The organism is Myxococcus sp. MxC21-1, from assembly GCF_032612255.1.
Classification (GTDB): Bacteria; Myxococcota; Myxococcia; order Myxococcales; family Myxococcaceae; genus Myxococcus; species Myxococcus virescens.
In genome coordinates, this window is sequence record NZ_CP123278.1 from 7,605,789 (window position 1) to 7,626,166 (window position 20,378).

Annotated in this window: 17 protein-coding genes and 1 pseudogene; 11 read left to right on the forward strand and 7 right to left on the reverse strand. The window is 65.4% G+C overall.

Features of this window, described 5'->3' with window-relative positions; genetic code table 11:
• Positions 1–288 precede the first annotated feature (288 nt).
• Entirely contained in the window at positions 289–1,425 is a 1,137-nt protein-coding gene (locus QEG98_RS33885) for a lipase family protein (RefSeq protein ID WP_316564235.1), read from the reverse strand.
• 642 nt (positions 1,426–2,067) lie between these two features.
• Between QEG98_RS33885 and QEG98_RS33890 the strand changes: the two genes are divergently transcribed.
• The gene (locus QEG98_RS33890; RefSeq protein WP_316564236.1) at positions 2,068–3,447 is read left to right on the forward strand and encodes an FAD-binding protein; all 1,380 of its coding nucleotides are present in this window, start codon (positions 2,068–2,070) and stop codon (positions 3,445–3,447) included.
• 230 nt (positions 3,448–3,677) lie between these two features.
• Here QEG98_RS33890 and QEG98_RS33895 read toward each other — a convergent pair whose 3' ends face one another.
• Positions 3,678–5,045: a kelch repeat-containing protein gene (locus tag QEG98_RS33895; RefSeq protein WP_316564237.1), complete on the reverse strand. Its 1,368-nt coding sequence runs from the start codon at positions 5,043–5,045 to the stop codon at positions 3,678–3,680.
• Between the two features lie 377 nt (positions 5,046–5,422).
• Positions 5,423–5,926, reverse strand: coding sequence for an integrase core domain-containing protein (locus QEG98_RS33900; protein ID WP_410477879.1), 504 nt, complete (start codon positions 5,924–5,926; stop codon positions 5,423–5,425).
• Positions 5,927–6,771: 845 nt separating this feature from the next.
• On the opposite strand from QEG98_RS33900, the gene QEG98_RS33905 reads away from it, so the two are divergent.
• Entirely contained in the window at positions 6,772–7,365 is a 594-nt protein-coding gene (locus tag QEG98_RS33905; protein WP_316564238.1) for a hypothetical protein, read from the forward strand.
• A gap of 65 nt (positions 7,366–7,430) precedes the next feature.
• On the forward strand, positions 7,431–7,706 hold the full coding sequence (locus tag QEG98_RS33910) for a hypothetical protein (RefSeq protein WP_316564239.1): 276 nt from the start codon (positions 7,431–7,433) through the stop codon (positions 7,704–7,706).
• A gap of 143 nt (positions 7,707–7,849) precedes the next feature.
• On the opposite strand, the gene QEG98_RS33915 is transcribed toward QEG98_RS33910, so the two are convergent.
• Positions 7,850–9,808: an alkaline phosphatase family protein gene (locus QEG98_RS33915; protein ID WP_316564240.1), complete on the reverse strand. Its 1,959-nt coding sequence runs from the start codon at positions 9,806–9,808 to the stop codon at positions 7,850–7,852.
• 787 nt (positions 9,809–10,595) lie between these two features.
• Between QEG98_RS33915 and QEG98_RS33920 the strand changes: the two genes are divergently transcribed.
• The 3 genes and pseudogenes from QEG98_RS33920 to QEG98_RS33930 all read left to right on the forward strand — a co-directional run bounded on the left by QEG98_RS33920 (position 10,596) and on the right by QEG98_RS33930 (position 13,274).
• Positions 10,596–11,933, forward strand: a complete 1,338-nt coding sequence (locus QEG98_RS33920; protein WP_316564241.1) for a hypothetical protein — start codon at positions 10,596–10,598, stop codon at positions 11,931–11,933.
• Positions 11,934–12,020: 87 nt separating this feature from the next.
• Positions 12,021–12,431: pseudogene (locus QEG98_RS33925) on the forward strand (DUF1254 domain-containing protein); the annotation flags it as partial.
• 423 nt (positions 12,432–12,854) lie between these two features.
• Entirely contained in the window at positions 12,855–13,274 is a 420-nt protein-coding gene (locus QEG98_RS33930) for a DUF1214 domain-containing protein (protein WP_316568009.1), read from the forward strand.
• Between the two features lie 75 nt (positions 13,275–13,349).
• Here QEG98_RS33930 and QEG98_RS33935 read toward each other — a convergent pair whose 3' ends face one another.
• The 3 genes from QEG98_RS33935 to QEG98_RS33945 form a co-directional block, all read right to left on the reverse strand.
• Positions 13,350–13,700, reverse strand: coding sequence for a hypothetical protein (locus tag QEG98_RS33935; protein WP_316564242.1), 351 nt, complete (start codon positions 13,698–13,700; stop codon positions 13,350–13,352).
• A 212-nt stretch (positions 13,701–13,912) separates the two neighbouring features.
• Positions 13,913–14,275 carry a cyclophilin-like fold protein gene (locus QEG98_RS33940; RefSeq protein WP_316564243.1) on the reverse strand — a complete coding sequence of 121 codons (363 nt, stop codon included), beginning with the start codon at positions 14,273–14,275 and terminating at the stop codon, positions 13,913–13,915.
• A gap of 160 nt (positions 14,276–14,435) precedes the next feature.
• Positions 14,436–15,452 (reverse strand): zinc-dependent alcohol dehydrogenase family protein, encoded by a 1,017-nt coding sequence (locus QEG98_RS33945; protein ID WP_316564244.1) that lies wholly within the window; start codon positions 15,450–15,452, stop codon positions 14,436–14,438.
• A gap of 141 nt (positions 15,453–15,593) precedes the next feature.
• On the opposite strand from QEG98_RS33945, the gene QEG98_RS33950 reads away from it, so the two are divergent.
• From QEG98_RS33950 to QEG98_RS33965, 5 genes are all read left to right on the forward strand, one after another.
• Entirely contained in the window at positions 15,594–16,523 is a 930-nt protein-coding gene (locus tag QEG98_RS33950; protein WP_316564245.1) for a LysR family transcriptional regulator, read from the forward strand.
• Positions 16,524–16,874: 351 nt separating this feature from the next.
• A complete protein-coding gene (locus tag QEG98_RS33955; protein WP_316568010.1) occupies positions 16,875–17,651 on the forward strand; it encodes an SDR family oxidoreductase in 777 nt (258 codons plus the stop codon).
• Positions 17,652–17,896: 245 nt separating this feature from the next.
• Entirely contained in the window at positions 17,897–18,952 is a 1,056-nt protein-coding gene (locus QEG98_RS33960) for an NAD(P)-dependent alcohol dehydrogenase (RefSeq protein ID WP_316564246.1), read from the forward strand.
• A gap of 141 nt (positions 18,953–19,093) precedes the next feature.
• Entirely contained in the window at positions 19,094–19,360 is a 267-nt protein-coding gene (locus QEG98_RS42415) for an aldo/keto reductase (protein WP_410478092.1), read from the forward strand.
• Positions 19,361–19,427: 67 nt separating this feature from the next.
• Positions 19,428–20,195, forward strand: a complete 768-nt coding sequence (locus tag QEG98_RS33965) for a glucose 1-dehydrogenase (RefSeq protein ID WP_316564247.1) — start codon at positions 19,428–19,430, stop codon at positions 20,193–20,195.
• Positions 20,196–20,378 lie beyond the last annotated feature (183 nt).

Below are 20,378 nucleotides of genomic sequence, written 5' to 3' on the forward strand. Positions count from 1 at the left end.
GCAACCTGGAGCGCCGGCGTGGGACCTGGGCTCATGTGCCGAGGCGGTATCTGTCGAGCTGAGGATGGCGAGCCCGGAGTACCTCCCCACGCAGGAGCCCCAGGGCACCTCGTCCGTGACGCTCTCCGCGGGAGGCTACTGCCGGCAGCCGCCATCAACTTTGGAAATGACTTTGGCCGCCCCGAGGGCATTCCTCGCGGGAGCATCCACGGCGGGGGGAGGCCACCAAGGAAGCCTCCCCCACCCATCGCATTGGAGCCAGCCGAAGTTCTGTCTCTCGTCTCCGCTTCAATTCCCGCTCAGCGCATTGACGATCTGCTGGGCCGACTTGGGGTCATCGCAGGAGTTGCTCAGCGGGAACCACCTGCACCCGGCCGGCGGTTTGCCCTGCGGGAACCATTCCTGGTCGCCATTGAACGCGCTGACGTAGGCATTGAGGTGCTGGTAGCCGAGCTGCGCCATGAACGACGAATCGTCGGTCCATTTCACGCCGGTGTTCTTGCTGTCGGTGTAGCGCGCCAGCGGGCCGTCGAACGCGGCTGTCTGCTCGAACTGCACGTAGTGTTGGTTCGAGGCGCTCGCCTGCCGAGCGCCGATCATCTTCCCGACAGGGTCATTGGCCAGGACGTTGAGGCCGTAGATGTTCGTCGGTTTCGTCAGCGCATTCATCGTGCCCGCGTTCCAGGCGTGTGGCACCACGTCCTTGGCGTTCCAGATGAACGTGGCATTGGCTTTGCCGGCACCGAACACGCTCTTGAAGTGGTCGAGGAACGCCTGGTTGCCGATCGACGGCCCCGCTGTAGCCAGCAGGTTCACGTGCTGCCAGTGGCTCAGGTTCGTGTCCTGCGTATTCAGCGCCGAATCTGGATCCATGAGCGCGAGCATCAGCATCGGGGCGAGGGCTCCGCCGAGGCTGTGCCCGGCGAACCAGAGCGTGACGGTCTGCTTGTTCGGAATGTTCCCCAGAAACGTCCGGATGTCATTGAGAGGCCACTGCATCTTGAAGAGGAGCCTCATGAGGCCCTCCCAATCCCCCGTCGTCACCTGCATCGGCGAGGAAGTGCTGCCCACCTGTTTGAGCTTCCAGTCCGTCGGCTCGATGTCGAGGTCCTCGGTCGTCATATCGAAGGAGGACAGCGCGTTGGTCCCAGCCACGGCCACCACATAGACCGGGAGAGGGTTGTTGCTACCGTCCAGTTGCTGCGCGACGAACATCCCGTTGCTCACCTGAGGGGGGAGCAGATCATCCAGGGTATAGCTCGGGCCCCAGACCACCTTCCACTTCGAGTAGGGAGCATTCAGGCTGTTGATCTGCCCTTCCAGGTCCTTCGCGCTCCAGGGACCAATCAGGTTGCCCACAGTGGCTTGGCTCGCCAGCCATGAGAGAGCAAAAACCTGCTTCTGAATAGACGTGGGATTGAACATGCGGGCTCCAGATGAGAAACGGGTTGAGGGTCAAAGCCAACCCTCGAGAAACGCCAAGAACTGGCGCCACGAGGCAGCAATGCATGCGCTGTGCCTCTACCGGGGTTGGGTGGCCTCTGGGTGGGCGCTGCTCTGTGGAGCCCGGCCAGAACTCAAGCCTGCGCTGGAGCCCGAGGTGTCAGGCCTCTTGTTTGACGTGTCAATTCCCACCATTGACATGTCAGCCCTGAGCTGAAGGGAGCGTGCCCGTGGATGGCGACGAGCACCCACGCGAACGGCGGGTTCAACTGTCTGTCCGGGTTGCCGCAGTGTCTGCGATGGCGGAATGGGCTGCGCAAGGACTCCTTTCCTCCCTAGCAGGTTGTTTCAAAGGCACCTACCTGAGAGGCTGCCGCCCACCTCCAGTTGCGCGCCGTCGGGGATCTTCCCTGGAAGCACGGCGCAGGGCGGCTCCCGTTCGTCCCATGCCCGGGACTGACGCATTGCACACCATGCGATCGAGCCCGAGGAGAGAGGACAATTGTTGGGGAGGCGGCCTCGGGATAGAAATCTCCGACGCAGAAGGAGGAGTGAATGTCGAGTCGAACCGTCTCCCGGAGGACGTTGCTCCAAGGTACGTTGGTGGCAGTCGCATTCAATCCCATGAGCCGGAGTTGGGCCTCCGCGCTGGAGGCTGGCGCGGTCCCCCTGCCGCCACTCGATGGCGAGTTGCTGCTGGACCCAGCGTCGCGGACCGCGGCCTCGGAGGACTTCGGTCACATCCTCCACCGTACGCCGTGGGCGGTGCTCGTTCCCGGCTCGGTGAAGGACATCGTGACCATGGTCCGCTTCGCGCGGCGCCAGGGCCTGAAGATCGCCGCCGCTCGGGGCCTCGGTGAGAGCCACAGCACCTTCGGCCAGTCCCAGGTGGCAGCGGGCATCGTCATCGACATGTCCACGCTGTCGACCATCCACGAGATTGGCGAGGACAGCGCCTGGGTGGATGCGGGCGTCCGGTGGCACGAGCTGCTCCAGGCCTCGCTTCCCCACGGCAAGAGCCCGCCGGTGCTGACCGACTACATCGAGCTGAGCGTCGGTGGGACGCTGTCTGCGGGGGGCATCGGCGGGCAGGCGTTTCACTGGGGCCTCCAGGTGGACAACGTCCTGGAGATGGACGTCGTCACGGGTCGGGGTGAGCTCGTGCGGTGCTCTCGCTGGCGTGAGCGGCCCCTGTTCGACGCCGTGCGCTCGGGCCTCGGCCAGTTCGGCATCATCGTGCGAGCAAGGGTGCGGCTCGTCGAAGTGCCGCCTCGCGCTCGGACGTACATCGCGCTGTACAACGACCTCCACCGCTTCATGGAGGACCAGCGGCGGCTCATTGAGGACGGTCGCTTCGACTACGTCGAGGGCTCCGCCGTCGCCTCCAACGGGGGCCGGGCGTATCAGCTCGAGGTGGTGAAGTACTTCACGCCGGGCTCGGAGCCGAACGATGCGAGACTGCTCGCGGGCCTGGGCTTCCAGCCGGGAACGCTCCAGGTGAGCGACGGCAGCTACTTCGACTTCGCCAACCGGCTCGCGCCGCTGGTCGAACTGCTCAAGCAACTCGGCGTCTGGGGCTTCCCCCATCCGTGGCTGGACATGTTCGTCCCCGCCCGGTCCGCCGAGTCCTTCGTCCAGGAGGTCCTCTCGCAGACCACCGAGGCCGACATGGGGCAGGGGCCCATCCTCCTCTATCCCTTCCGCTCCTCGGAGCTGACCACGCCCTTCCTACGCACCCCCAACGACAGACACGTCTTCCTCTTCTCGCTGCTGCGCACCGCCATTCCACCGACGCCGGAGAACGTCGCATCCCTCCTGCGGAAGAACCGCGCCATCTTCGACCGGCTCACGGCCATCGGCGGGAAGATCTATCCGGTGGATGCCGTGCACTTGAGCCCCGCCGACTGGCGCCGCCACTTCCACCCCGGCTGGGAGCGGTTCGAGCACGCGAAGCGGCGCTACGACCCGGACCGCATGCTCACGCCGGGACAAGGTATCTTCTGATCAACGCCCCCCAAAGGGGCCTCCGCATGCTCGGGGCCGCATCCCATGGGAGTGGCTCCGAATCCGCCACGCCACCTGTGCCTCCCCCAATCCGGTCGCGGCGTCATGGGTGCACCTCGCTCACTCAGCAGTGCGTCAAGGCGAGTGAGCGAGGCGCGCGAAGGGCATCGTCTGCTCGGCGCGTACTCCGAGGCGGCACCCTTCCTGGCACAGGGGGAGAGGCTGTGCGCTCAGGGTACGTACACCTCCGCCGTGGCAAGTGGGTGGGTTCCATCTTCGCCACCCACGACGAGAATCCTGCCTGAGGTCAGCACCGTCGCGGTGTGAGCTCCGCGGGACTCGGCCATGGAGCTGATTGCGGACCAGGAAGAGGTGGCCGGGTCGTACAACTCCGCGGTGTTGTAATAGCTGCTGCCGTCGCCCCCCGCGACGAGCACCTGGCCCGAAGAAAGCAGCGTGGCGGTGTGGCGGGAGCGGCCTTCGACCATGGAGCCAGCCGCGGACCAGCTGTTGGTGTCTGGATCATACAGCTCAGAAGAAGCCGGTTCGGCGGGCGATTGCCCCCCTGAGATGAGCACCTTGCCGGAGGGAAGCAGCGTGGCCGCGTGAAGGCTACGTCGCGTCACCATGGCGCCAGCTGGAGCCCACGTATTGGTGGTCGGGTCGTACAACTCTGCGCTGCTCAAGCTCCCGGAGCCATTGGTCCCCCCTGCGACGAGGACCTTGCCCGAGGAGAGCAATGTGGCCGTATGGTTGAAGCGGGCGGTGCTCATGACGCTGGGCCTAACCCAAATGTTGGCGAGCGATTCGAACACTTCCGCGGTGGCCACGGCGTTGTTGCCATCGGTGCCGCCGGTGACGAGAACCCGGTCCGAGGGAAGCAGCGTCATTGTGTGACCGGAGCGCCCCCCGCTCATGGGGCTCACCGGATACCAGGCGTTGTTCTGCGGATCATACATCTCCGCGCTGGTCAGGGCGCCGACGCCCCCAGCGACGAACACGTAATCACCGGAGAGCAGTACGGCGGCATGAGCGAAGCGGCCCCTTGACATGGCACTGACGGGAGACCAGGAGTTGGTCGCTGGATCGTACGACTCCGCACTGCTCAGGGTGGTCGTCCCATCGCGCCCCCCAGCGATGAGCACCCGGCCCGAGTCGAGCCGCGTGGCGGTATGGTTGTAGCGGCTCGTGGACATCGCCCCTGCCGACGTCCACCTGGTGACGCTGAGTTGAGCCGTGCCGCTCACGCCACCCAGGGTGGCAGTGATGGTGACGGGCCCACCCGCGGCCACGCCAGTGCACAGGCCCGTGCTGCTCACGGTGGCAATGGCGGCGTCGCTCGTCGTCCACGTCGCGCTGCTCGTCACATCGACCGTGGTGCCGTCGCTGTAGCTGCCCTGGGCGGTGAATTGCTGCGTGATGCCTACGGACACAGAGGCCAGGGAGGGTGACACCTGCAGCGAGAGGAGGTGAGCGGCGGTGACCTCGAGGGTTGCCTCGCCCGAGGCTTCGCCCGCGTTGACGGTGATGATGGCGCTACCGGGCTTGAGCGCCGTCACTTTGACAGTGCCATCCGGTTGCGGTTCGACGGAGGCCACTTAAGGAGCGGACGTCTCCCATTGCCGTGAAGTGGAGGCGTCGAGGTCGACGACGCGGCCATCGTCATAGACCCGCTGGGCCTTCGCGAGGGTCGTCATCCCCGCGGAGATGCGGGTCTCCGCGAGGGCGACTCGGAGCGAGAAATCGTCGCGAGGAAGTGGAGGCGGATGATCATGGCAGCCAATGACTGCCAGCGCCAAGCAGAAGGCAAGAAGTGAGATGGGTAGGTTTTTCATGCGAAGTGGCTCTTGGTTCAGAGTGGGGAAAGGCCCGGATGGCCAGCAACCAGAGCAGGTACCGAGTCACGTCAACGCGGCAACCCTTACTCTGAGTGCCAGGACCGGTGAGCGTCAAGGTAGATGTCGCGTGAAAGGATTCAACCGAAGCGCTTCAACTCCTGCACTGCCGGGGTGCGATTCAGTGAGGGGCCGAGGCGGTCGGGGCCTGCGGGTGTCCAGTCGCGCGTGTCGAGGCTGCATCGCTCGGGGTGACGGGATTTAGCGCGTTGGTACACCTGGTGGCGCCGGGCGAGCAGCGCGGCTTCACGCCGGCAATGCCTGTCGCCGGGTGTGACGAAGCGAATGGCCGGGTGACGGTGTTCGGTGTTGTACCAGCCCACGAATCGAGCCACCCAGACGTGCGCGTCCTTGGCGGACGCGAAGGGTCGCTGAGGGAAGCTGGGGCGATACTTCAGCGTGCGGAAGAGGGCCTCGGAGAAGGCGTTGTCGTCCGAGACACGGGGCCGACTGAAGGATGGCGTGAACCCACCCCAGATTCGGCCGCTGCATCGTGAGCGAGTCGAGGCGCGCACGTAGGAGAACACCTCGTCTCCCAGCCGAGCGGCGCGGCCTTCCCAGTAGCCGCGACTGCGGTGGCGCAAGTCCGCGCGGTGCTGGGGCAGATGCTCCTCGTGGGTTGCTGTAGAGGCCAGTCGTATACTGTCGACCCAACAATGGAGGGCGGCTCGATGAGACTTCTTCGACGGGTGAGACTCGCGCGGGTGGCTGTGGCGTCGATTATCTTCTCAAGCGTCGGTTCGGCCGCGGCCGAGCCCGAGGTGAAAACAGTGCCCGAGGTTCTGGAGGTGGGCGCACTCACCTCGACCTTCGCGGAATTCCAACGGACGTGTGACGCCGAGGGGCGACGACTATGGGGCCAGTCGCTGTGTGCCCCTCTCCTCGTCGTCCATCCCGTCACGCGCATCTTCGTCGCGAGCACCTGGCCGAAGGGGGCGGGGACAGGGCCCTGGGTGGGAGTGCTCCCCTCGGACCTCACCATCGCCAACACGGCCCTGACCTGGGCGGGAACCACCTGGGTCCAGCTCCAAGGTCCGTTGCCCGACGCCCCCGCACGTCGCCGTGCCCTGCTTACCCACGAGGCTTTTCATCGGCTCCGCACCACCTTGGGCCACCCTGGGCGGGAGAAGGACAATGCCCACCTCGATAGCATCGAGGGCCGCACGCTGCTGCAACTCGAGTGGCGTGCCCTCGCGGCCGCCCTGCGCGCGACGACCCCCTCGGTCCGCACCCGCGCCGTCGAGGACGCACTGGTGTTCCGTCGCGAGCGCCGAGCGCTCTTTCCTGAAGCAGCGGTCGCGGAAGGGCTCCTCGAGGAGCACGAAGGCCTCGCCGAATACACGGGCGTGGCGCTGGCGGTGGCCGACGCACGTGGCAGGCGAGCCTCGCGCTGGAGAACCTCGACGATGCCGTCAAGCGAAGCTCCTTCGTGCGCTCCTTCGCGTATGCATCAGGCCCCGCCTACGGCCTCCTGCTGGACGAGGCGGGCCCTCGCGCCCAGGGGTGGCGTGCCCGAGCGCTCACCGGGGCGGACCTGGGAACGCTGCTCCAGGACGCACTGCGGCTGGGCACGCCCAAGCCCTCACCCGAGCGCGACACACGCTACGGAGGCGCCGCTTTGCGAGAGACCGAACGCGAGCGGGCTCGCCTCGCCCAAGCCCGGGCCGAGGCGCTGCGCAAGAAGTTGGTGGAGGGCCCTGTGCTACACCTCCCCCTGGTCCGCATGCGCATCCAATTCAACCCCGGTGAGCTCATCCCGCTCGCCGAGTACGGCACGGTGTATCCCGGCGCTCGCATCGTCGATGCATGGGGCTCGCTCACTGTGACCTCCGACGTGCTCCTCTCCTCGGACTGGAAGACGGCCACGGTGAACGCCCCCCGCGCGGGGCCCCGAGATGCTCGCTGGGAAGGTGAGGGCTGGGTGTTGGAGCTGGCCCCCGGCTGGCGCGCCAACGCGGGGCCCCGACCAGGAGACCTGATTCTCCAGGCCCCCGAAGCTCGCTCACCGACACCTCACCCCTAACAGCTCCTAACGACAGTCAGGGATGGACTGGTTGCAGGCAGGGACCAGCCCCAGATGGAGGGATTTTGCTTCGCGGTGCTGCAGAGGGCTACACCACAGATGCAGGAGGCGATGCTTCGAGGAATCTTCCCGCTGTTCCAGCGGAGAAGACTCGCAAGCCCCTGCTCGTCATCCAAGGCGCCAACGATCCGCGCGTTCCCAAGGACAGAACGGACGCGCTCGTCGAGACGGTCCGGAAGAACGGCGTGCCCATCGACTCCTTCGTCAGTACGAAGAGCGAAGAGGAGCCCCCCGTGAGAATCCGCTCCTTCCTGGACTGGCACCTGCGACGACGACAGTGAGCCCAGCGCCGCTGCGTTTCAGCGGCGCATGCGCCTGCAGGAGCGCCTTCACCTTTTCATGAGGAACAATCAACCGCGCTCCTACCGGCCCCGATGGCGTCTCAAGCTTCAGGAGGCCACGATGGACGCTTCGGCAGCTGGCCTCAATCCGGAAGCGAAAGGTATCGGCCCTCGCGTAGGTGGATTCTCCCGCCTGCCTCGGGCTGGAACGCGAGCACGAGCGCATCGCCCACCCGCGCCATGCCGAGTCCTCCACCAGGCGCGCCATGGGCCCCGAGGATGGGCGACTGCGGACTCCAACCCGCCTGTGCAAGGGTGCCAAAACCATCGTTGAAGGACGCAGGGTCCTGCGTGGCGTAGGCCACAGACTTGGCAGGCGTCATGAGGCCACTGAGAGAAAAGGTCTCAGTCATGAGCGGAAGTTGAGAGCCCACCGGGTGCACCAGGTGGAGCACTCCCGCGAATTCCGCCGTGGCGAGGGGACTCCCCCCCGTGTAGGGCCTGTTCCAGGGCTCTGGCTCTCCATCACTGTCCGCGAGGGGTTGACGGGTGAAGGCGGCCACCGGGAACTGACTGGGAGACCACATGTCTCGCGTCGTGATTCCATCCCCCCCGGGAAGTTTGCTGTGGGAAGTCGGGATGACCACGTTGAACGGAGCGGTGTTGTACGAGACCACGGACATATGGGTGCCGCCCGTCGGCCTGTAGATGAGGTAGAGCGAGGCCCCCAGCGAGCCCAACGTCATGGGCCCCTCGGTGAAGGCGCCTGGGACCTGCACCTCCCCTTCCCACGCTCCACGCTGGTGGATGCGCGACTGGATCGCGCCCTCCTCCGTCCGATAGGCCAGCATGAGGCGCTGCCCGTCCGCGAAGGCGACGAGGGACAGCGCACCGCGCGCGCCGGTGGCCACCTGAGTGGGCGCGGAGGACCACCCGTTGCCAACCGCATACGAAAGAGCGTTGAGCGTGCCATCACGCGTCTCATAGACGAGCACCAATTGGTCCGTCGTGGCCGCGAGGGCCATGGGCCCACTCCCCGAAACTCCGAGCGAGCGCTCCTCCGACCAGACCGAGGACTCCGACGTGCGAACGCGGAGTTCACCTTGCCTCGTCGCGTACACGAGATGGAGCGCCCCCGCGAACTCCGCGAGCACGAAGTTCGTCGCCTCGGAGACCGGAGTGGGCGGCACATCCTCCCACCGGAACTGCCTGCCCCAGAGAAACTGGAACCAGTTGGAAGAGGCGTCATTCTTTCCCAGCGAGCCCAACTGGAAGTTCTCCTCAATGGTACGCAGCAGGCTGTAGTGGTTGTAGCCTTCGGCCTGCTCGCCGGGTTGAATCATGTCGCCCAGCAACACGGTGTAGATCTGGTTGGGCCCGTCATATGTCATGAGTGCCGAGCCCCCCACGTAGGACTTCTTGAAGTCCGCCTCGTCGAAGGTAATCACCACGAGTGTTCGTGGCGGCAGAAGTGAGTCCGGTCCCGGGAAGCCCAGCTTCCCCAGGAACGACTCGAGCCACTCCGCGGTCTGGTCGACGAGCGTGGGCGCACGCTCCTCCGGCTCATGGTACTTACCGGTGAGATAGTGGCCGTCATTCCAAATGTTGGGAGTGAACCAGGCATAGTTCGGCAGGGTTCCGTTCTGGATATCCATCCAGAATGCATCCTCATCCTGGATTCGCTCCCAGCGGGCGCTGCTCTCTTGGATGTTCTTGAAGGATGAGAACGGGTTGTGCCTGATGACGTAGGGGCGCTGATCCTTCGGCTTGAGCGTGGGCGACCAGGGCGTTTTCTGTGGGTCGTAGCTCTGCATGTACGCCTTCCACGTCAGTCCCCGCGGTGACTCCTCGATGAGGTCGACGATGGTCCGCTGAGGAAGTGGCTCGGGCGGGTCATCGTCTGCGACGTTGCAGAGCTCCCCGGCAATCGACGTGATGTAGTTGGTCTGCGAGGGATGCATGACGCCAAAGGAATTGCGCAGGGAGATGCCCTGCCGTGCCAGCTTCTTGAAGTAGGGGTTCTGCATCACGTAGCTGCGGTACTGATTTTCGAGCATGATGATGAGGACGTGCTCGAAAGCGCGGTGGTGCTGGATGTTCATGATGGAGTTCCTGGGTGAGGTGGTCCCTCCAGCGCTGCAAGCCGCGCACCGCGCGCACTCCAGAGGAGAAGCGATACGCAAGTGGCCTGGCCCGTCGCGGTGACATGTCAGTCGCGTGCGTTGACACGTCAGCCACGCCAATTGGCACACCAGAAATGCGGGCATGGTGGCGTTGACTCGTGTGACTGTGCCTACCCAAAGTTCAGGCGCTGCGTCACGGGTGCGCCGACATCGCATTCGGTAGGGCGTCACTGCAGTGAGCGAGGCGCGCGAGGCAGTAATCGTTCGGTGTGCCCCGTCTCTTCCCCCTGGGGCAAAGTTGGCGGACACGTCAGCCTCCGCCACTGACGTGTCAGTGACACGGGATTCCCCTGGCATCCGAAGACTGGCATCACCGCAAGGAGTTGAAATAACTGGCGCCGTTCTTCCGCAGGCCCTGGCGCGAACATTGCTCTTGTCGCCGGCGCATCCATCCACGGCACCTCGTATCAACCCCAGAGCTCCCTATGGCAAACCAGTTGTCGTACAGGAGATGCAACACCTCGAGCTGGCCAGCAACCTCTTCAATGCGCTATTCGCCCCCAAGGGGGACTCGGCGCCCGCCAATGCGTGAGGAGATGCTCGCGCTGGGCGCGCTGCCCGGACTCCTCCCGAACACGGCATTGAGCGCGAATCACTCGAGGTCGTCACCGCCGACGCCTCATCAGACGCGTCACCTCTCGAGGACCAGGCCATGTCACTCGCTCACGTCGCGTCCACCGCCTACTCATCTGGCCCGCTCCTTCTGATGCCTCCTGTTCGACAGCCCCTGCTCTGGCTGAATTGCGTCGCGCTGGCGCTCGCCATCGCCGGCTGCGGCTCGACCAACCCGCCTGACAAACCAACGGACTACGTCCATCCGTTGGCCGAGGACACGCCCATCTGCGGGCGGGCGGACTTCGACGAGATGTTCCCCTATTCCATCCGCTCGGAGACGCTGCCAGTCCTTGTCCACTACTACAGGGAGGTGGAGCGCGAGACGGCACAGCAGGTCCTGACGTACGTCGAGAAGGGTTGGGACTATCATGTCAATCGACTCGGCATGCGTCCCGCCATCACGGATCATGGCGAGTGCGGCCCTGATGAAGCATTCGACGTCTTCGTGTGGAAGGGCCACCGAAGCTGTCTGGTCAACGTCCTCTCGGGTGACACCTCCACCCCATGGGACGACCGGCGCGGCTTCATGGTCGTCGACCCGTGGGGCCCCTACGGCGGCCCTGAGCTCGAAGAGACCGTCGTCCATGAAATGGCGCATGCATCGCAGGCCGCGGATGACTGGTACGAATCCCCCATCACCTTCGAAATGTCCGCCGTGTTCACGGACCAGGTGTATGCGAACCGCTACATCAAGTCCTATTTCGATGACTTCCAGGCCCATCCGGATTGGGCCCTTGACCGCGATGACAAGTATGAGACCTGGTACATGTACGGGGCCTCCCTGTATCTGCTCTACTTGAAGGACCGCTTCTTCGACGGCAACCCCGGGTTCTTGTCGCGCATGTGGCTCGCGTCCCGCAATCCACCAGGGGCAGAGAACGATCCAACGCTCAACGAGCCAGATTTCGCCGATGCGCTCGACGCAATGCTTGCCGACAAGGGCTTCAGCTATGTCGAGACCGTCCCCGAATTCTCACGCTGGCGCTGGTACACGGGAGACCACGTCGATGATCGCCACTTCCACCACTTCGAGGGGGGCTTGGACAATCTGAAGTCCGCGAAGCTCGCGCTGGCTGCGGACCAGGAGGCATCCCCTGGCACCCTTCATGTCACGGAGGATGCGCCGATGATGCTGGGCACCAGCTACGTGTCGCTGCGGACCGGAGCCAGCACTCCGAATGCCCTCTACGTGTCCCTGGAGGCCCCAGCCGACGCGCGCCGTCGCTTTGTCGTTCAAGCAGTGCCTGGATTGACGCCCGACTCTGATGGCGAGACGCTGGACCTCTCGTCGGGTCCGAAGCCCCTGCACTTCACTGCGGACTCGACGCGGACGCTCATCGTCACCGTCCTGCCCACGGGCCCCTATGACCCGGACCTCCGAGACGAGGACCGGTATCCATTCTCGATTGTCCTCTCGACGCATCCCTAACAGCACCCCACCCCACCACTGCAAGTCCAAGATACGATGACGCCTCTGCCTCCCGACGAAGCACAGAAGATCGCGTACGACGCCTTCATGTACGGTTACCCGCTGGTCGAGAACTACTCCATCCTGTGGCAGAGCACTCGCGCCATCCAACAGCAATTCAATACATTCTATGGCAAGGCGCAGCTCACCAATCCTAACGATACCACCGTCATCACTCCCAACAACGACACGGCGTACTCGCAAGGATGGCTCGACCTGGGCGCCGAGCCGATCGTCCTGCAAGTGCCGGCGGTGCCCCAAAATCCACCGCGGTACTATAGTTTCACGATCATCGATGCGTGCACCAACAACGTTGGCTTCGTTGGCTCGTTGACAACCGGCACGGCTGCGGGCAACTAGGTGCTTGCGCCCCCCGGTATGGTGCCAGGCAGCGTCCCGAACGCGACGGTGATCCCCGTCCCGAGTCGCTACATCTTCCTGCTCGGACGCACCCAGCTCCTGGGTACCAACGACATCCCAGCGACCCAGGCGCTGATGGACCAATACGCGCTGGTCCCGCTGTCCCAGTTCCTCGGCCAGCCCCCGCCCGCGACTCCCTTCCTGCCGATTGCCCCCTCGCTCATCACGACGCTGGCGTTCTTCCAGTACCTCAACCTGGCGCTGACCTTCCAGACCCCGCCGGCCGGGGAGGCGCCGCTCCTCGAGAGCTTCGCACAGATCGGCGTGGGGCCCGGCCTGCCCTTCAATCCGTCCACACTCGAGCCGGAACTGGCCGGTGCACTCCAGCGCGGGATCCTCGAGGCCAGCAATGCCATCAAGGAGATGACCCACCATGGCAGGGTCAAGAACGGCTGGAACCTCCCGGAGGTGAACCGTCCCTACTTCGGCACGGAGTGGAGTGCCGACTACGAGTTCCGGTCGATGACCGCACAGGCGGGGATCTACCCGGTCTCGCCCTCGGAGGCGATCTACTGCCGCGCCTACCAGGACGTGAGCTCGAAGCCCCTCGCCGGCACCAACCAGTACACGGTGACGTTCCCCGCCGGCCAGCTTCCCCCTGCTGCATGCTTCTGGTCGTTGACCCTGTACGGGGAGAATCAGTTCCTGGTCCCCAACAGCATTAATCGTTACTCGCTCGGGACTCAGTCGGACCTGAGCGTCGCCGCCGACGGCTCCGTGACGATCTACATCCAGGCCAACGCCCCATCGGCCGCTGAGATGCCGAATTGGTTGCCCTCGCCCGCGAGTGGCTCGTTCTACATCGTGCTTCGCATCTACGGCCCGGAGGACACGTCCTACATCGCGCCGGGACTGGTGCAGGTCGGCAGTTCCGATTCGTGACGGTCGGCCTCCCGAGCGCCCATCGAGGGCGCTCGGGCTGGACCACCAAGGGCATCGCTTGCAGTGAGCCCTGCGCTACTCAAGCTCCACCAGTTGGCGCTCCCCGTCCCGGAGGACGCGCACCGGTCGCTGCATCCCGGCCTGGAAGAGCGGCGCCTCCATGGGCCGCACGAGGCGGTCCGCCGTGGCCTGGAACTCAGGCCCCTCGGATTGGAGACGAATGGTGAGCGCGAAGCGGAGGATATCGTTGCCCCCGTGGCTGAACCCAGTCTGCTCCCAGCCGAGGATACGCGCCGTCCCTGCCTCGCCCTGCGCGAGCACCTTCGCACGCCGAACGTCGGCTCCCACTGTCCACCGCAGCAGGGCCACGATTCCGACGGCAACGAGCAGACCGGCGAGCACGCCCACGACGATGAGTCCCACCATGGCCAAACGCTACCACATGGGATTCCGGGCCTGTGCCCCCACAATTCGGTCGCTGCCTCCTGGGCGCGTCAAGCCCCCTTCGGATAGAGCGTCACAGCGAGTGAGAGAGGCGCGCAACGCAGAACGGCTCGGCCCTGGTGGCCTTTGGTGAGGGCAAGGATGGGCACCGGCACCTGCTGGCAATCATATTGGGCAGCCAGTCGCACGGAGCCTCAACGCCCCTCCTCGGCCAGCTCGAAGCGGACCGCGAAGCTTCCGCTCTTGCCTGCCAACTTCTCGATTCCCGAGTCGATGCGGCCCAACCGGACGAGCCCGCTCGAGTACCCGAAGTCGCGATAGAAGATCGCCAGGTTCCCCCACGGCGCATAGTAGGCAAGGTCGCCCACATCTGGATCCACACCGGCCGGTGTGCCGCTGGTGGAGAGCCGCTTCGGCAGGTCGCTCACCTTCTCCGTGCCAGCATAGTCCTTGAGCGTAAGGTTGAGCGGCAACAGCGAGACAAAGTCCCGGGTCGCCGCGTTGTCGTCCAAGGTGGCGGTCAAGACCGTGCCTTCTGCAACCAATCGAATCTTCACGGTGCCAATCCTTCGGGATGAGCCGCCAGTGACGGCGGAAGGCGACTGTGTGGTCTCGCCAGCCGCCGCGTGGGCTGTCCCAGCACGCTCACAACTCGCCAGCAGGAGAACTGCTACCGGGAACGCTCGGGGCAATTGCCGATACATGGGGCCTCCAAGCTCACGGCCGCAGGAGCGCCTTGATGGCGCGCCTTTCATCCATCGCACGGTACCCCTCAGCGACCTGCTCAAGAGGCAGCGTGAGGTCGAAGACCTTGCCGGGGTCGACCTTCCGGCTCCAAACGAGCTCAATCAGCTTCGGAAGGAAGCGGCGTACTGGAGCAGGACCGCCATGCAGATGGACATGCGAGAAGAACAAGCTCTGGCCCTCGAGTGTCACGCCGTGCGGCACGCCCACGTAGCTCACGAAGCCCCCGGGCCGCGTGGCGCCAATCGCCTGCAGCATCGACTCCTGCGTGCCCACGCATTCGAGCACCGCGTCGGCGCCCACGCCCCGGGTGAGGTCCTTGATGCGCGCGACGCCCTCGTCCCCGCGCTCGGTCACGATGTCCGTCGCACCGTACTCGAGCGCGAGCTTCTGCCGCGAGGCGTGCCGGCTCATCGCGATGATGCGCTCGGCGCCCATCTGCTTCGCGGAGAGGACAGCCAGGAGGCCCACAGCGCCATCGCCCACGACAGCGACCGTCATACCGGGCTTCACGTTGGCGGCATCGGCCGCGAACCACCCGGTCCCGAACACGTCGGACGCCGCGAGCAAGCTCGGTACGAGGTCGGCAGGCGGCACCTCGGGAGTCGCGACGAGCGTCCCGTCGGCCAGGGGCACGCGGAGCCGAGGGGCCTGGGCGCCCCCCACCAGTTCACGGTGCTGGCAGGACGTCTGGTAGCCCGCCTTGCAGTGAGGGCACGTGTTGTCGGAGGCGAAGAACGAGCCAATGACGAACTGCCCCGGCTTGACCGAGGTGACGGCGCTGCCGACCTCCTCGACGATGCCGCAGTACTCGTGCCCCATCGGCGTCGGCTCGGTCACCGCCTGCACGCCCCGGTAAGGCCAGAGGTCCGAACCGCAGACGCACGTGGCCGACAGGCGGATGACGGCGTCGGTCGGCGTGAGAATCTTCGGGTCGGCGCGCTCCTCGAAGCGGATGTCGCCGGGCTTGTGGAGGACGGTGGCTCGCATGGCAGGTCCTTTCTCGCGGTGCCTATTGAAAAGATGCCCACCGATAACCGTCGAGAGAAGGCGCTCCTCGCGAACAGGCCGTTAAGCAGCCGTTGACAATGCGCCCCCTGCGGCCGATGTAGTTTGCTGCGGGAGCAACCCATGAGTACGACTCTGTTTCCGCAACTCCAGGCGTTCCTTGCCGTCGCCCGAGCACGAAGCTTCAGCGGTGCCGCCCGAGAACTTGGGGTCTCACGCTCGGCGGTGAGTCAGAGCGTGCGCCAACTCGAGGAGGAGCTCCATGTGACGCTCGTTGCCCGCACGACGCGGAGTGTGGCGCTCACCGAAGCGGGAAAGCGCCTCGTCGAGTCCGCCGGCCCGGCCGTGGCGCAAGTACGGGCGGCGCTCACGGAGGCTACCGCGAAACCGGGGGAGGTCGCCGGACGCCTCCGACTGACCACGCCGCGTGCCGGGTTTGAGTTCGTGTTCAAGCCATTCCTCCCCAGGTTCCGTGAGCGCCATCCCAGCATCGAACTCGAGCTCGTGTTCGAAGACCGGCGTGTCGACATCGTCAGGGAGGGGTTCGACGCCGGCATCCGGTTGAGCGAATACGTCGAGCGCGACATGGTCAGTCTGCGGCTGACGAGCTCCGTCCGCTTCATCGTCGTCGGCGCCCCGAACTACTTCGAGAAGCACGGGACTCCAGCGCGGCCCGAGGACCTCCTCCACCATGAGTGCCTGACGTTTCGCTCAGAGACGACAGGCGCGCTCTATGCCTGGGAGTTCGAACGAGGTCGCAAGACCTGGCGCGTGCCGGTCCGTGGCGGCGTGGTCACCAACAATGGCCATCTCTGCGTGGAGTGGGCGCTCCAGGGACTGGGGCTGGCCTACGCGTTCGAGCCTCTCGTGAGGACGCATCTGCGCGAGGGGCGGCTCATCCACGTGCTCGAACCGTATGCCGCGAGCGTGCCCGGCTTCTACCTGTACTACCCGAGTCGGTCTCAGCGCTCTCCTGCGCTCAAACTGTTTGTCGAAGCGATCCGCGAGTTCGCAGCAGAGCAGTTGTCCTTGGCGAGCTCCGAGAAGGCATAGCGCGCCCATGAGGCGGGGCGACGATGCCCCCTGGTGTCGAGCCCGGCCACTGTCCAGCGCTGCTTAACGGCACGTCCATCCATGGGTGCCTAGTCCGCAGTCAACGTCGGCTGCAATGTAGTCCCCAAGCCGCCCGGCAGTGCATGCCCAAAGAGGTGAGCCGCTTTGTCTGCCCGTTCGTCGACGGCGCGCCGAGCCTCTTCGACGCGGCACGCGAGGAGGAGGGGCTGCATGCCCCCGTCCAGGGCCTCAAGGGAGGCGCCGTCTGGCTGCGGTACCGGCTCAAGAACCCAGGATGCTGGCCGAGGCACTGGCGGCAGCGCAGCAGAAAGGAAAGGAAAGGAGAGCGTGATGGTGACAGAGAGGCAACAGCGGTTCGCGGGCAGGGTCGCATTCGTGACAGGAGCAGCGAACGGAATCGGGCGAGCGACGGCGCTGGCCTTCGCCCGAGAGGGAGCCAGGGTGGCGCTCGCCGACATCTCTGAGCGCGGGAACGAGGAGACGGCCCAGCTGCTCCGCGACCTCGGCGCGGAAGCGCTGACCGTCAAGTGCGACGTCACACGCGCGGAGGACGTGAAGCGCGCCCTGGAGACGACAGTCGATGCGTTCGGACGTATCGACGCCGCGTTCAACAACGCCGGCGCCGAGCAGGCGCTCGCCAAGGCGGCCGACCTCACCGAAGACGCGTGGGACCGAATCCTTCACGTCAACCTTCGCAGTGTGTTCCTGTGCATGAAGTACGAAATCGCCCTGATGCTCCGGCAGGGCGGCGGCACCATCGTCAACACGTCCTCTGGGGCTGGCATCACAGCGGTTCGAGGGCAAGCCGCGTACACCGCCGCGAAGCATGGCGTCATCGGCCTGACGAAGGCGGCGGCGCTGGACTACGCCCCGTCGAACATCCGCATCAACGCGCTCTGCCCCGGCATCATCGACACACCGATGATGGAGCGCTTCAGTGGCGGCACCGCGGAAGGGAGAGCGCGCGTGATCGCTCAGGAGCCCATCGGGCGCATGGGCAAGCCTGAGGAGATCGCCGCTGCGGCCCTTTGGTTGTGCTCGGACGAGGCAGCATTCGTCGTGGGACACGCGATGGTCATCGACGGCGGCCAGACGGTCGGAATCTGACGCAACCCCGGGTGCCGGCTCATGACGCGGGTCGGCGCGAGTCCGGCTGGAACGCATACGGCAAGGAGAAAGACATGACCACCTCATCTGACCGCAGCAAGCAGCATTCACCTGAGCGAAGGCGACTCCTCCTCGGGCTCGCCGCTGCACCGGTGGCGGCGTGCGCCGCAACTGGAACGGGAGCCAACCTGCGAGCGGAGACGACGGCGGGCGCGTCGGCTCCCGCGAGGGCGACCTCTGACACCGTGGGGCTGGGGCCCTTCCCCACCGAAGGCATGGCGGCCTACGCGCCGACTGGCCCGCTCAGGCCGATGCAGTTCCAGCGTCGCGCGCTCGGCCCCAAGGACGTCGCCATCAAGCTCCACTACTGCGGCGTGTGCCACTCCGACATCCACACGGTCCGCGGCGATTGGGGACCGATTCAATACCCTCTCATCGTAGGCCACGAACTCGCTGGCGAGGTCGTCGCCGTGGGCTCGAGCGTCAGCAAGTTCCGCGTCGGCGCACGGGTCGGCGTCGGCACCATGGTCAACTCGTGCCGGCGCTGCGTCGAATGCGACGCCGGCCACGAGAACTATTGTCTGAACGGGAACACACAGGCCTACGGCTCGAAGGACAGGGATGGCTCGACGACCCAAGGCGGCTATTCCACGTTCGTCGTGGTGGACGAGGACTTTGTCATCAACATCCCGGACGCCATCGACCTCGCGGAGGCAGGACCTCTGTTGTGTGCCGGAATCACCGTGTACTCGCCCCTCCGTCGATGGGGCGTCTCGACGGGCAAGAAGGTCGCGATCATCGGCCTGGGCGGCCTCGGGCACCTGGCAGTGAAGCTCGCCAAGGCGCTGGGAGCGGAGATTACCGTGTTCACCACGTCGCCTGAAAAAATCGACGATGCGAAGCGCTTCGGCGCCACCAACGTGGTCGTCAATCGCGACGGCGCAGACTTCTCCGCGCTCAGGCACTCCTTCGACTTCGCGCTCGACACGGTTCCCCAGCGGCACGATCTCAATCGCTTCGTCCCTCTCCTCAAGCGCGACGCGACATACTGCCGGGTCGGCGTGGGTAAGACGGTGGACACCCTCGACGTCGGTCAGATGAACCTGGTCTTGCTCCGCAACGCCATCGCCGGCTCGAACACGGGCGGCATTCGCGAGACGCAGGAGATGGTCGACTTCTGCGCGCGCAACAACATCAAGCCAGACATCCATAAAATCCCGATGACGGGCATCGACGACGCGTGGTCCAAGGTCGTCGCCAAGAAGGCTCGCTATCGCTACGTCATCGAAATCAACGGCTGAACGTCACCCGTTCGAGATGCGTCCGAAAATCTCGACCCCCTGTCGTCCCAGGCCGTTGTCAATGACTGCTCAACAGCCAGTCGGGCTCCAGACTCCCTGTGCATTGCCTTGCAATGCCTCATCGCGTGATTCCCAGGAGGGCTGGCTTTCGCAGGGCAGCCGGCGCGATCGGATCGTGCTGGCAACCAAGGTGTACCAGCCGATGGCGAGACGCCCTCCAACGTTGCGCTTGCGTGGCTGCTCCACAATCCGGTCGTTACCGCCGCCATCAGCGGACCGCGCACCGTCGAGCAACTGCGCCAGAACCTCAAGGCGCTCTCCCTGACGCTCTCGAACGAGACGCTGGCGAAGTTGGATGAGCTCTGGCCGGGTCCGGGCGGCGAGGCGCCCAATGCCTACGCTTGGTAGCCGCGCGGCGCCCGGCCGGCGAGAGTCGTCATTGTTTGTATTTCATCACCAACCTGGAGGATGAGACATGAATCCGACGTATGACTTCAAGGGACAGGTGGCCCTGGTGACCGGCGCTGCAATGGGAATGGGCCTCGCCACGGCTCGTGCCTTCGCACAGAGCGGTGCGTCCGTGGTCCTGGCCGACCGCGACGGCGACCGCGTCGCCAAGGAAGCCGCCAAGATTGTCGAGGAAGGCGGCGTCGCCATCGGCGTGCCCTGCGACGTCAGCAACGAGGCGCAGGTCGCCGCCCTGATCGAGCGGACGGTCGCCGAGTACGGCCGGCTCGACATGGCGTTCAACAACGCAGGCGTCATGGCCAGGCTCGCCCCGACCGCCGACGCCACCAGCGAGGAGTTTGACCGCGTGATCGGGATCAACCTGCGCGGCGTGTGGAACTGCATGAAGTACGAACTGCAGCAGATGCAGCGTCAGGGCAGCGGAGCCATCGTCAACAACGCCTCGGTCGGCGCATTGACCGGCAATCCCGGTATCGGCGCCTACATCGCTTCCAAGCATGGCGTCGTCGGCCTGACCCGGACCGCCGGCCTGGAGTATGCCAAGCGGGGCATCCGCGTGAACGCGGTGAACCCCGGCACGATCGACACGCAGATTGCTCGGGACGTCGTCGGCGGGAGCGAGCAAGCCTTTGCCGAACTGGAAAAAGGCGCGCCCATCGGCCGCGCGGGCCGGCCCGAGGAAATCGCCGCGGCCGTGTTGTGGCTTTGCAGTTCCGCAGCGAGCTATGTCCTCGGCGAGGCGCTCACCGTCGACGGAGGGCTGACGGTGCAGTGATCGCCCCGTAAGAACATGGGCCGATGGCCCTGCTCTGCCCCCGTTCTTCGGGGCCCCACTCGCAGTACCGTGCACGCGATGACGCGTTCGCCAACGCACATGTGGCACCGGACCCTACTTTTCGGTAGCCACAGACCGGCGGCTCCTGCTGACAGGCAGGAAACCGTCTCCCCCCAAACGTAA